Raw genomic sequence first — 12,487 nt, 5'->3', positions numbered from 1 at the left:
CGTCGGGGCCGGAGCCGGCGCGGGAGCGGCGGCGGGCAGCGACCGGGGGGCCGGGGCGGGCGTCGGCGTGGGTGCCGGCCCGGCGTACCCCTCGACCCGGTACGTCCCGGTGGGCTCCCCGGACGGCCGGCTGCCCCCGTCCCCGGGGTCACCGAGGAAGGCGAGCATCACGTCCCGCTGGGTGGCGATCATCTCCCGCGTGGTGCGCAGGTACTCGCTGAGCAGCTCGCCCCGGATGTCCCGGACGGTGGCCGGCGCGGGCTCGTCGACGGTCCGGACGTCCCGGACGGTCGACGGTGCGGGGCCGCTGACGGTGCCGGTGGCGGCGCCGGGGGTGGTGGCGGTGCCATTGGCAGGGGTCATCGACAACTCCTTGATCCGTCGGGGAGGGGTCATGCCACCGGGAAGACAGTTGCCGTGCTGGTCCCGGACGAGTTGGCCGTCGACCGTCCAGAGCGGACGACGGGTCGGTGCGGTGCTGGCGGTGCCGTCCGCGACCCGGCCGTGGAACAGCCAGTCGGTGCGGACCGGGGTGCCGGCGCAGGCGAGTTCGGCGACCGAGATCAGGAACCCGCGCAGGCCGTCGGCCGGGCCGCGTTCGCAGGCGACCGTCCGGTGCGGCCGGTCGCCGAGCACCGCCTGCACCAGCCGGCTGAGCACCTGGCCGGGGCCCACCTCGACGAACAGCCGGGCGCCGGCGGCGTACATGGCCTCGATCTGCTCGACGAAGCGCACCGGCGCGCCGATCTGCTCGGCGAGGTGGTGGCGGACCTGGTCGGCGTCGCCGGAGTAGGGGGCGGCGGTCAGGTTCGACCAGACCGGGATGCGCGGTTCGGCGATCGACCGGGTGGCGAGCACCTCGGCGAAGGTCTCCACCGCGCCGGCCACCACCGGGCTGTGGAAGGCGCAGGCCACCGGGATGGCCCGGGCCGACAGGCCGGCCTCCTTGAGCGCGACCACCGCCGCCCGCACCTTCGCCGTCGGGCCGGAGACCACCACCTGCTGCGGGGCGTTCCGGTTGGCCAGCACCACCTCGCTGGTCAGGCCGGCCCCGGCGAGCACCTGGGCGACCTGCTCGGCGCTGGCGGTGACCGCCGCCATGGTGCCCGGGTCCTCGCCGCAGGCGTCGAGGATGGCCGCCGCCCGCTGCCGGCTCAGGTCGAGCAGGGTGGCCGCGTCGAACGCCCCGGCGACGCAGAGCCCGACGAGTTCGCCGTAGCTGTGGCCGGCGGTCATGTCGGGTCGTACGCCGAGGCGGCGCAGCAGGTGGTCCACGGCGAGGCCGCCGATGCCGAGCACCGGCTGGGCGGTACGGGTGTCGCGGACCCGGTCCTCCTGGGCGCGGCGGGAGTCCTGGTCGAACGCGGTCGGCGGGAAGAGCAGCTCGGCGGCGGCCTTGTCGAGTTCGAGGTAGTGCCGCAGCTCGGGGAAGGTGACGAAGAGTTCCCCGAGGGCGCCGGGGCGTTGGCTGCCCTGGCCGGGGAAGAGGAACGCCACCTGGCCCGGCCCGACCGGGTCGACGCCGGTCGGCTGGACCAGGCCCCGGGCCGGGTCGTGCTCGCCGGCCAGCGCCCGGTGCAGCAGGGTCTCCAGTTCGGTCAGGTCACGGGCGACCACCGCGACCTGGGTCGTCCCGGGCCGGTTGGCGGCCCTGGCGGCGACCGACGCGGCCAGCTCGGCCAGCCGTCCCGCCCGGTTGCCGGCCCCGTCGGCGGCCACGCTCTCCAGCAGCTGCCGGACGGCCTGGTGGGCGGCGGCCCGGTCGGTGCCCCGGAAGCAGAACAGCTCGGCCGGCCAGATCCGTTGCGCGTGCCGGGGCTCCGGCGCGTTGGGGTAGGCGCTGAGCACGACGTGGAAGTTGGTGCCGCCGAAGCCGAACGCGCTGACCCCGGCGATCCGCTCGGCGGCCGGCGCGGGCCACGGGCGGGCCTCGGTGAAGAACGCGAACGGGCTCTGCTGCGGGTGCCAGGCCGGGTTGGGCCGCTCCAGGTGGATGGTGGGCGGTCGGACGCCGTGGTAGAGGGCGAGCGTCGCCTTGATCAGGCCGGCCAGCCCGGCGGCGCACTTGGTGTGCCCGATCTGGGACTTCACCGAGCCGAGGGCGCAGCTGCCCGGCTCGGCGCCGGCCTCGACGAACATCCGGGTCAGCGTCTCCAGTTCGGTGCGGTCGCCGACCACCGTGCCGGTGCCGTGCGCCTCCACCAGCCCGACCTCCCGGGGGGAGATGCCGGTGCGGTGGTAGGCCCGGTCCAGGGCCCGCCGCTGCCCGTCGGGGCGCGGCGCGGTCAGGCCGAGGGCCCGCCCGTCGCTGGCCCCGCCGAGCCCCTTGATCACGCCGTAGATCCGGTCACCGTCGCGTTCGGCGTCGGCCAACCGCTTGAGGACGACGCACGCGACGCCCTCGCCGAGGGCGATCCCGTCACCGGTGCTGTCGAAGGGGCGGGACCGGCCGGTGGGGGACAGCGCGTGCGCCGAGGTGAACATCAGGTAGTCGTTGACCCCGTTGTGCAGGTCGGCTCCGCCGCAGATCATCAGGTCGCTGTCGCCGGCGACCAGTTCCTTGCAGGCGGCGTCCATCGCGGCCAGGGACGACGCGCAGGCCGCGTCGATGGTGTAGTTCGGCCCGCCCAGGTCGAGCCGGTTGGCGACCCGGCCGGCGATCACGTTGGCCAGCACGCCGGGGAAGCTGTCCTCGGTGACCGTGGGCAGCAGCTCCTGCATCTGCTCGGGGATCTCGCCGAGGTACGCCGGGAGCATGGTGCGCAGGGTCTGCGCGTGTCCCATGTCGCTGCCGGCCTCCGCGCCGAACACCACCCCGGTCCGGGCGTGGTCCGCGCCGGGTGCGTCGTACGGGTAGCCGGCGTCGACCAGCGCCCGGTGGGAGACCTCCAGGGCGAGCAGCTGGGTCGGGTCGATGCTGCTCAACGCGGCCGGGGGGATGCCGTAGCCGATGGCGTCGAACGGGACCGGCTCGATGAACCCGCCCCACTTGGAGACGCTGATCCGGCCGGTCTGCCCCGGCCCGACCTCGGGGGCGTAGTAGTGCTCGGTGTCCCAGCGTTGCGCCGGGACCTCGGTGACGGTGTCGACGCCGCTGAGCACGGTACGCCAGAAGCTGTCCAGGTCGGGGGAGCCGGGCAGCATGCAGGCCATCCCGACGATGGCGATGTCCAGCGGCGCGGGCGGCTCCTCGATCTCGACGGCCGGCGGCGCGAGCCGGGCCCGCAGCGCGTCGAGCCGGTCGGCGTGGAAGCCGCGTACCCCGGTGGTGACGTCGTCGTGCAGCTCGGCGACGGTGGTGGCGCGGTCGCGCAGCACGGCGACCTGGCCGGCCATGAACAGCCCGTCGCTGGCCTGGACGCTCTCGTCGACGGTCTCGACGACGTCGCCGGAGCGGCGCAGGCCCTTGCTGGCGATCCGCAGCCGGCCGACGTTGAGCAGCTCCAACTGCTCCCACACCTCGCGGTTCTCTACCCCGGCGCCCTCCAGCTGGACGCGCAGCTGGTGGAAGTCGTCGACGAACGGGGTGTGCAGGCAGCGGGTGGCGTGCCCGGGGGCGGTCTCCAGCAGCGCGGTGTGCTCCGCGGTGAGCGCCTCACGCTGGAACAACGGCTGGACCGCGCCGTGGGTCACTGCCTCGGTGGTGAACAGGTAGGCGGTGCCCATCAGCACGCCGACCCGCCCGCCCCGGCGGGCCAGTGGCGCGGCCATCGTGGCCACCATCGCCGCCGAGCGGGCGTCGTGCACCCCACCGGCGAAGAAGATCTGGAGCTGGGCGCCGGCGGCGGGGTCGGTGTCGAGGTATTCGTCGAGCACCGCCAGTTGGGCCTCCCACAGCGGGAAGCTCGCCCGGGGTCCGACGTGCCCGCCGCACTCGGCGCCCTCGAAGATGAACTTGCGCGCGCCGGAGCGTAGGAACTGGCGCAGCAGGCCGGGGGAGGGCACGTGCAGGAAGGTGCTGATCCCCTGCTCCTCCAGGGCGCGGGCCTGCGGTGGCCGGCCGCCGGCGATGATCGCGCAGGCGGGCCGGATCTCCCGGATGACCTCCAGTTGGGCGGCGCGCAGCTCCTCGGGGGCGAAGCCGAGCACCCCGACGCCCCACGGGCGGTCGCCGAGCTGGGCGGCGGTCTCGGTGAGCATCCGGCGGCACTGGTCGGCCGAGTTGAGGGCGAGCGCGATGAACGGCAACGCGCCGCCGTCGGCGACGGCGGCGGCGAAGGAGGCCTCGTCGCTGACCCGGGTCATCGGGCCCTGGGCGACGGGCACCCGTACCCCGAGGGCCTCGGCCAGGGGGGCGTGCGGCTGGAGCAGGTCGGCGGCGTCGGGGCCGTCGACGGCGTCGAGCATCGCCGCGCGCATTCCGCGTACGGCGGTGGCGGTGTCGGGCCAGCGGTCGGCGAAGGCCGCCGCCAGCCAACCGTCCTGGCCGACGGGGAGCAGTTCGCTGTCGCCCTGGTGCGGGCCGCCCCGGCGGATGCCGCGTTCGCCGTCGCGCAGCACGGTCTCCGAGCCGTCCATCCGCCTGATGACGGCCTGCACGTCGGCCGGCAGTTCCGACTCGGGCATCAGGGCGAGCTGGGTGTCCAGCACGACGCCGGCCGCGCCACCGACCAGGCAGGCCCCGGCGGTCCGTGGGCCGATCCCGCCGGCCACCCAGACCGGCAGGTCGAGGGTGTCGTCGGCGACGAGCTGCTGGAGCAGGACGAAGGAGCTGAGTTCGCCGACCCGGCCGCCGCCCTCCATGCCGCGGGCGATCAGCCCGTGCGCGCCGGCCGCCGCCGCGGCGTGGGCCTCCGCCCGGCTGGTCACCTCCACCAGCACCCGGTGGTGCCCGGTGATCTCGGCCAGCGGCCACGGGCTCGTCGGCTCGACCACGATCAGGTCCATCCGGCCGGCGGCGGCGTGTTCCACGTCGGCGGGGGTGGCCCGGCAGCCGGCCGGGACCCGGATGCCGATCGGGGCGGGCGACCAGCTCGCGGCGCGGGCGAGCGCCCGCAGCGACCAGTCGTCGCCGGTGGCCAGGTCGATGATGCCGCGCCCCCCACCGGCTGCGGTGGCGGCCGTGATCCGTGGGCCGGGCTCCAGGACGCCGACGGGGTTGACGACCAGGATCAGGTCACGCGTGTACGGTGCGCTACTCATCGGGCTCCCACTTCGGTCGCGAACGATCGCGTGCTGACTAGGGGATCTGCCGGCAGAGGGCCGGCGAGCGCGGTGCTGATTTGCCGCAGTCAATGTCGCGCTGCGTCACAATCTAACGTCGCCCAGTTACAGCCCGGTTAAATCCAACGATCAACGGGCTTGGGTTGAAGATTTCCTACCAAGGCTACCGGATATGCCGTCGGGCTAAGCAGGCACGATGTTCGTCGATGCAACGTCGCTGCCACCAGATCGTGGCACCGATGCTTGTCCAGTCATTTGCGGTTTTATTTCCAAACTGTTTTCTGGCAACCGCGAAGTCCCTGGTAGTGGAGATCGATCCTTCCCGTATCCCACTATGTGGAACGGGTCTTGCCATCGATTGCGGTGTACATCAAAGATCCGTATCGGTATTCATGCCGTCATTACCCATCGATTAGCTGTGGCATTCGTGAGGCGAGGTGGGATTGGTTTCGATCTTTAAACTCCCTGGTGGGACGCGGATTGATTGCCGACGGCGCGTGCGTCCCACCCGCCGCCGCTGACCTCGGCGGTGACCGCCGACCGGGCGACGAAGCCCTGCAGGCGTCACCGATAACGGCTCTGGGCTGGCAAGACGCCACCCCATGACGACGGTTGACGTACTCCCTTAACGAACGTTTCATGCGCTGTCCGCAGGGTGGTCGTACCCACCGGCGGCACGCGATCTGCGGGGGCGATTCCTCCGGCAGCACCGACCTCTGCACAGGCCGCGACCAGCCGGGACGGCCGTCACCGCGACGGTGGTCCGCCCCGGCCGGGCAGGCCTTCCCAATTCCCCTTCCGGATCGGCGGTAATTGTGCGTAGCCTGCTTCTTCTTGCCCTCGTCGGCCTCGGTGCACAACTGGTCGACGGCAGTCTCGGGATGGCGTACGGCGTGACATCCACCACATTGTTGCTGGCGCTCAACACAGGTGCGGCGAGCGCTTCGGCGACAGTCCACCTGGCCGAGATCGGCACCACCCTCGTCTCCGGCGCCGCCCACTGGCGGTTCGGCAACGTCGACTGGACGGTGGTCCGCCGGGTCGGTGTGCCGGGCGCCATCGGGGCGTTCGCCGGGGCGACCTTCCTGTCCAGCCTGTCGACCGCGACCGCGGCCCCGATCATGTCGCTGATCCTGCTCACCCTCGGTCTCTACGTGCTGATCCGGTTCACCGTCGCCGGCCTGCCCCGCGACCGGGTCGGCCTGCCCCTGCGCAAGCGCTTCCTCGGCCCGCTGGGGCTCGTCGCCGGCTTCGTCGACGCGACCGGGGGCGGCGGCTGGGGGCCGGTCGGCACCCCGGCGATCCTGGCCAGCGGCCGACTGGAACCCCGCCGGGTGATCGGCTCGATCGATACCAGCGAGTTCCTGGTGGCGGTCGCCGCCAGCCTGGGCTTCCTGGTCGGCATCGGCTCGGAGAACATCAATTTCGGCTGGGTGGGCGCGCTGCTGCTCGGCGGCATGATCGCCGCGCCGATCGCCGCCTGGCTGGTGCGCCTGGTCCCGCCCCGGGTGCTCGGCTCCGCCGTCGGCGGGGTCATCGTGCTGACCAACATCCGGACCCTGCTGCGCAGCGAGTGGATCGGTGCCCCGGACGCCGTCCGGTACGCCTGCTACCTGGTCGTCGCGGTGCTCTGGGCGGCGGCGGTGACCTGGTCGCTGCGCCGGCACCTGGCCGACCGGCAGGCCACTCCGGTCGCCGTCGGGCCGGAGAGCGGTGCCGGGGAGCCCGCCACCACGTCGAGCTGACCGGTCGGCCGGCGACCGCCGGACCCGCGCGGCAGCGGGTCCGGCAGCCGCCGGCCCGAGCCCTCCCGTCACGGTGCCGCAGCGCGGGTGCGCTGCGGCACCGTGACGGGTGTGGTTCTGGGTGATCTACCATCCTGGATGGCGTCGACGCCGTGCCGGATCGTGGAGAGGCCATCGGATGAAGCTGATGCGGGTCGGCCCGGCCGGCGCGGAACGGCCGGTGCTGTACGCCGACGGCCGCCACCACGACCTGTCCGCGCTCACCCCCGACATCGACGGCGCGTTCTTCGCCTCCGGCGGCCCCGACCGGGTCCGGGCGGCCCGCGACCTGCCGGAGCTGGACGTCACCGGGCTGCGGGTCGGCCCGCCGGTGGCCCGGCCCGGTGTGGTGCTCTGCGTCGGGCAGAACTACGCCGCGCACGCCGCCGAGTCCGGCGTCGCCCCGCCCGAGACGCCGATCGTCTTCTACAAGGCACCCAACACCGTGGTCGGCCCGTACGACGAGGTGCTGGTGCCCCGGGGCGCCACCGCCACCGACTGGGAGGTGGAGCTGGCCGTGGTCATCGGCCGGCGGGCCCGCTACCTGGAGTCGCCCGCGCAGAGCCTGGCCCACGTCGCCGGCTACCTGGTCGCCAACGACGTGTCCGAACGCGACTTCCAGCTGCGCGACTCCGGTGGCCAGTGGTCCAAGGGGAAGTCCTGCGAGACGTTCCAGCCGCTCGGCCCGTGGCTGGTCACCCCGGACGAGATCCCCGACGTGCAGGATCTCGGGTTGCGCTCCTGGGTCAACGGCGAGCCCCGGCAGGACTCCCGCACCGCAGACATGATCTTCGACGTGGCGTACCTGATCTGGCACCTGTCGCAGTACACGGTCCTCGACCCGGGCGACGTGATCAACACCGGTACGCCGGAGGGGGTCGCCCTGTCCGGCCGGTTCCCCTACCTGCGTCCCGGTGACGTGGTCGAGGTCGAGGTGGACGGCCTGGGCCGGCAGCGGGTCACGATGGCGGCGGCCTGACCGCCGGCCGGGGCGCCGCTGCCGGCGTTCCCCGTCGGGTCGGCACCGGCCCGACCGCCGCCCGGGTCAGCGGACCAGCCGCAGGCCGGACATGCCGCCGTCGACGGCCAGCGCGGTGCCGGTGGTCGCCCCGGAGACCGGGGAGGCGAGGAACGCCACCGCCTGGGCGACCTCGTCGGCGGTGACCAGCCGGCCGGTGGGCTGCCGGGCGGCCAGCCGACGTTTCTCCGTGGCCGGGTCCTGCGCTCCGGCGAGCAGCCGGGCCACCCACGGGGTGTCCACCGTGCCCGGCGCCACCGTGCACACCCGGATGCCGTCGCCCACCAGGTCGGCGGCCATCGCCAGGCTGAGCGCGTGCACCGCGCCCTTGGTGGCCGAGTAGACGGCCCGGTCGACCAGGCCCGCCGTCGCGGCGATCGAGGTGATGCTGACGATGGCGGCGCTGGTCGAGCGGCGCAGGTGCGGCAGGGCCGCCCGGCAGGCGCGGGCCACCCCGACGACGTTGACGTCCAGACACCGGTGCCACTCGGCGTCGTCGGCGGCCTCCACCGCACCGACCGCGCTGACCGCCGCACAGTTGACCAGCACGTCGAGACCGCCCAGGGTCGCCGCGACCCGGTCCATGGTCTGCTCCAGCGGGGCGGTGACGTCGGCGGTGAGCCGCAGGTGCGCCCCACCGGCACCGGGGTCGCGGTCGAGCACGGCGACCCGCGCCCCGCGTACGGCCAGCAGGTCGGCGACCGCCGCGCCGATGCCCGAGCCACCCCCGGTCACGGCGGCCACCAGGCCGTGGAAATCCGTCATCTCGGCACCTCGTCGACGGGCGGTGGGGGCCGGTGGACGCCCACCCGCGCCCGACGCCCACCGGGCCGGCACGCCGCGACGACCGACGGGCCGCCGGCCCGCCCCGCCGGTGCGCAGGATGCCGCACCCCGCGCCGACTGCATAGATCATATAGAATCCGTCAATCACGTCCCGGCCGTGCGAGGGGGCATGGCAAGGTGGCGTGGCGAGGGGGGCACGGTGCGCATCGCGTTGTTCGTCACCTGCCTCAACGACGCGTTCTTCCCCCGGGTCGGCATCGCCACCGTGACCCTGCTGGAGCGGCTCGGCCACACCGTGACCTTCCCCGCCGGGCAGAGCTGCTGCGGCCAGTTGCACGCCAACACCGGCCACCGGGCCCCGGCCCGCGACCTGGAACGGCACACCGAGGCGGTGTTCGCCGGCCACGACGTCGTCGTCTCGCCGTCCGGCTCCTGCGTGGCCCACCTGCGGGCGCACACCCGGCTGCCCGTGCACGAGCTGTCCGAGCTGCTGGTGGACGTGCTCGCGGTGACCGACGTGGGGGCGCGCTTCCCGTACCGGGTCACCTACCACCCGACCTGCCACGGGCTGCGGATGCTGCGGCTGGGCGACCGGCCGCTGCGGCTGCTCGCCGCCGTGCGCGACCTGGAACTGCTGGCGCTGCCCGAGCCGGAGCAGTGCTGCGGCTTCGGCGGCACCTTCGCGTTGAAGAACGCCGCCGTCTCCGGGGCGATGCTCGCCGACAAGTGCGCCCACGCGGTCGCCACCGGCGCCGACTACCTCGCCGCCGCCGACAGCTCCTGCCTGGCCCACATCGGCGGTGGCCTGGCCCGCCGACCCGACGCCCCGCGACCCGTCCACTACGCCGAGATCCTCGCCGCCACCGGGCCGGGGGCGACCGGATGACGCCCCCGCAGGGCCGGCACCTGCCCATCGTGGCGGCCACCCCGTTCCCCCGGGCGGCGGCCGGCGCGCTGCGCGACGCCCAGCTCCGGGCCACCCTGGGCCGGGCCACCCGCACCATCCGGGACAAGCGGGCCGCCGTGGTGGCCGAGGTGCCCGACTGGGAACGGCTGCGCGAGCGGGCGGCCCGGGTCAAGGACGACGTCATCGACCGGCTACCCGAGCTGGTGGACCGGTTCGCGCGGGCGGCCACCGCCGCCGGGGCGACGGTGCACCACGCCACGGACGCCGCCGCCGCCAACGCGGTGGTCACCGAGCTGGTCCGGGCGCAGGGCGTCGACCGGGTGGTGAAGGTCAAGTCGATGGCGACCCAGGAGATCGGCCTCAACGAGGCGCTCGCGGCGGCCGGCGTCACGGCGGTGGAGACCGACCTGGCCGAGCTGATCGTGCAACTCGCCGACGACACCCCGTCGCACATCCTGGTGCCGGCGATCCACTATCACCGGGGGCAGATCCGCGAGCTGTTCGCCCGCCGGATGCCCGGCTTCACCGCCGACTCGGACGACCCGGCGGTGCTGGCCGGTGCCGCCCGGGAGTACCTGCGGCGGACCTTCCTGTCGGCCCGGGTCGCCATCTGCGGGGCCAACTTCGCGGTGGCGGAGACCGGCTCCCTGGTGGTCGTCGAGTCCGAGGGCAACGGGCGGATGTGCCTGACCCTGCCGGACACCCTGATCGCCGTGGTCGGGGTCGAGAAGCTGCTGCCCCGCTTCACCGACCTCGGTGACTTCCTGCGGCTGCTGCCGCGCTCGTCGACCGGTGAGCGGATGAACCCGTACACCTCGATCGTCACCGGGGTGACCCCCGGCGACGGGCCGCGCCGGCTGCATGTCGTGCTGCTGGACAACGGTCGCCGCCGGATCGCGGCGGACCCGGTGGGGCGGGCGGCGTTGCGCTGCATCCGCTGCTCGGCCTGCCTGAACGTGTGCCCGGTGTACGAGCGGGTCGGCGGCCACGCCTACGGCTCGGTCTATCCCGGCCCGATCGGCGCGATCCTGTCGCCCCAGCTCACCGGGCAGGACGCCGGCCACAACGCGACCCTGCCGTACGCCTCGACGCTCTGCGGGGCCTGCTACGACGTCTGCCCCGTCAAGATCGACATTCCGGCGATCCTGGTGCACCTGCGCCAGACGGGGCCGAAGCCGGCAGCCGAACGCGCGGTGATGGCGTGGCTCGCCTGGACGATGCGCGACCGCCGGCGGTGGCGGGCGGCGCTGCGCACGGCCCGCGCCGGCGGCCGGCCGTTGCGGGTGCTGAGCCGGCGGCACGGCGGGCGGCTACGCCGGGCCCCCTGGCCACTGTCGGCCTGGACGACACACCGCGACGCCCCGCTGCCGGCCCCGGAGTCCTTCCGCGACTGGTGGAGCCGCACCCATGACTCCTGAACTGTGCGCGCTGTTCGCCGCGCGGGCCGGCGACTACCGCGCCGGGGTGCACCCCTGCACCGCCACGGAACTGCCCGACCTGCTCGCCACCCTGCTCGCCGGGGCGACCGCCGTGGTGCTGCCGCCCGGGACGCCGGCACAGTGGACCAGCCGGCTCGGCCCGCCCACCCTCCCCGGCGACACGCTCACCGCCACCGACCTGGACGCGCCCGGTCTGGCCGTGCTCACCGGCTGCGCGCTCGCCGTCGCCGAGACCGGCACCCTGGTCCTCGACGGGGGCCCGGCGCAGGGCCGCCGCCTGCTGACCCTGGTCCCCGACCACCACGTCTGCGTGGTCCGGGCCGCGCAGATCGTGGCCGACGTGCCCGACCTGGTCCGCGCCCTGCCCGACCCCACCCGCCCGCTCACGATGATCTCCGGCCCGTCCGCGACCAGCGACATCGAGCTGAGCCGGGTGGAGGGCGTGCACGGCCCGCGTCGCCTCGACATCGTCTGCCTCCCAGCGGCGTAGCCGGCCCACCCGTCGTTCCGGCCGGCGTGCGCGCCCCGGCTACCCTCGCCGCCGTGGACGCTGTGGAGATCGAAGCACCCGTGGTCGCCGTCACCGTGTATCCGGACCGGGCCCGGGTCACCCGCCGGGCGAGCATCCGGCTGGCCGCCGGTGAGCACCGGCTCCGGATCGCCCCGCTGCCGCTGCGGCTGCGCCGGGACTCGCTGCGCACCGGCGGCGGAGGCGCGGCCACCGTCCTCGGCGTGGAGGTGAGCACCTGGCGGCAGGCCCGCAGCACCGACGGTCAGGTCGACGCGCTCACCCGGCGGGCCCGGGAACTGGCCGACGAACTCGCCGAGATCGACGACGCCGCCGAGGTCGAGACGCAGCGGCAACAGTTCCTGACCCGGCTGGCCGAGCGGGCCGGCGGCACGTACGCCCGCACGCTGGCCGCCGGTGACGCCGCCCCGGCCGACGTGACGTCCTTCGCCGACGCGGTCGCCGCCCAGCTCACCGACTCCCACCGCCGCCGACGCGGGCTGGCCCGGCGGCGCACCGAGCTGACCGAGGAACTGTCGGCCGTGCAGCGGCAGCTGGCCGACGCGGGCGGCAAGCGGCAACCGGACCGGCTGGCCGCCGACGTGACGGTGGCGGTGGACGCCGACGACACCACCGTGGACCTGGAGCTGACCTACCTGGTCGACGGGGCGCGCTGGCAGTCCTCCTACGACCTGCGGCTGGTCGGGGACGCCATGACGGTCACCTGGTCCGCCCTGGTCACCCAGGACACCGGCGAGGACTGGCCGGAGTGCGCGCTGCAGCTCTCCACCGCCCGACCGGCGGCGACCGCCGGCGTACCGGAACTGTCGCCCTGGTACCTCGACCGGGTCCGGCCGGTGCCGGTGGCGCGGGCGGCGGCGAG

8 protein-coding genes are annotated in these 12,487 nt (G+C 74.5%); 6 read left to right on the top strand and 2 right to left on the bottom strand.

The window, feature by feature from the left end:
* Nucleotides 1-5,142 (bottom strand): type I polyketide synthase (locus tag H1A17_RS31330; protein ID WP_194823575.1); only part of this gene is annotated, 5,142 nt, incomplete at its 3' end.
* Between the two features lie 833 nt (nt 5,143-5,975).
* Between H1A17_RS31330 and H1A17_RS31325 the strand changes: the two genes are divergently transcribed.
* Together H1A17_RS31325 and H1A17_RS31320 are read left to right on the top strand one after the other, a co-directional pair.
* Nucleotides 5,976-6,908, top strand: coding sequence for a sulfite exporter TauE/SafE family protein (locus H1A17_RS31325; protein ID WP_370517083.1), 933 nt, complete (start codon nt 5,976-5,978; stop codon nt 6,906-6,908).
* A 178-nt stretch (nt 6,909-7,086) separates the two neighbouring features.
* A complete protein-coding gene (locus tag H1A17_RS31320; protein ID WP_145919509.1) occupies nt 7,087-7,926 on the top strand; it encodes a fumarylacetoacetate hydrolase family protein in 840 nt (279 codons plus the stop codon).
* A gap of 66 nt (nt 7,927-7,992) precedes the next feature.
* Here the strand turns inward: H1A17_RS31320 and H1A17_RS31315 are convergent, their stop codons facing one another.
* Complete coding sequence (locus H1A17_RS31315; RefSeq protein ID WP_145919510.1) at nt 7,993-8,730, bottom strand: SDR family NAD(P)-dependent oxidoreductase; 738 nt, start codon at nt 8,728-8,730, stop codon at nt 7,993-7,995.
* Between the two features lie 219 nt (nt 8,731-8,949).
* Between H1A17_RS31315 and H1A17_RS31310 the strand changes: the two genes are divergently transcribed.
* The 4 genes from H1A17_RS31310 to H1A17_RS31295 all read left to right on the top strand — a co-directional run.
* On the top strand, nt 8,950-9,636 hold the full coding sequence (locus H1A17_RS31310; RefSeq protein WP_145922762.1) for a (Fe-S)-binding protein: 687 nt from the start codon (nt 8,950-8,952) through the stop codon (nt 9,634-9,636).
* Nucleotides 9,633-11,075, top strand: coding sequence for a lactate utilization protein B (locus tag H1A17_RS31305; RefSeq protein WP_145919511.1), 1,443 nt, complete (start codon nt 9,633-9,635; stop codon nt 11,073-11,075). The genes H1A17_RS31310 and H1A17_RS31305 overlap by 4 nt, the downstream gene beginning before the upstream one ends.
* Complete coding sequence (locus tag H1A17_RS31300) at nt 11,065-11,586, top strand: LUD domain-containing protein (protein ID WP_145919512.1); 522 nt, start codon at nt 11,065-11,067, stop codon at nt 11,584-11,586. The genes H1A17_RS31305 and H1A17_RS31300 overlap by 11 nt, the downstream gene beginning before the upstream one ends.
* A gap of 53 nt (nt 11,587-11,639) precedes the next feature.
* The coding region (locus H1A17_RS31295) for a mucoidy inhibitor MuiA family protein (RefSeq protein WP_194823574.1) at nt 11,640-12,487 on the top strand (848 nt) is incomplete at its 3' end.

The organism is Micromonospora sp. S-DT3-3-22 (genome assembly GCF_015354745.1).
Taxonomy (GTDB): domain Bacteria; phylum Actinomycetota; class Actinomycetes; order Mycobacteriales; family Micromonosporaceae; genus Micromonospora; species Micromonospora wenchangensis.
Note: the sequence above shows the minus strand (reverse complement) of the source record. Positions and strands in the feature narration are given on the sequence as shown.

Coding starts and splice junctions, on each gene's coding strand:
- H1A17_RS31300 (WP_145919512.1), top strand. CDS start 11,065: ATGACTCCTGAACTGTGCGCGCTGTTCGCCGCGCGGGCCGGCGACTAC.
- H1A17_RS31315 (WP_145919510.1), bottom strand. CDS start 8,730: ATGACGGATTTCCACGGCCTGGTGGCCGCCGTGACCGGGGGTGGCTCG.
- H1A17_RS31320 (WP_145919509.1), top strand. CDS start 7,087: ATGAAGCTGATGCGGGTCGGCCCGGCCGGCGCGGAACGGCCGGTGCTG.
- H1A17_RS31305 (WP_145919511.1), top strand. CDS start 9,633: ATGACGCCCCCGCAGGGCCGGCACCTGCCCATCGTGGCGGCCACCCCG.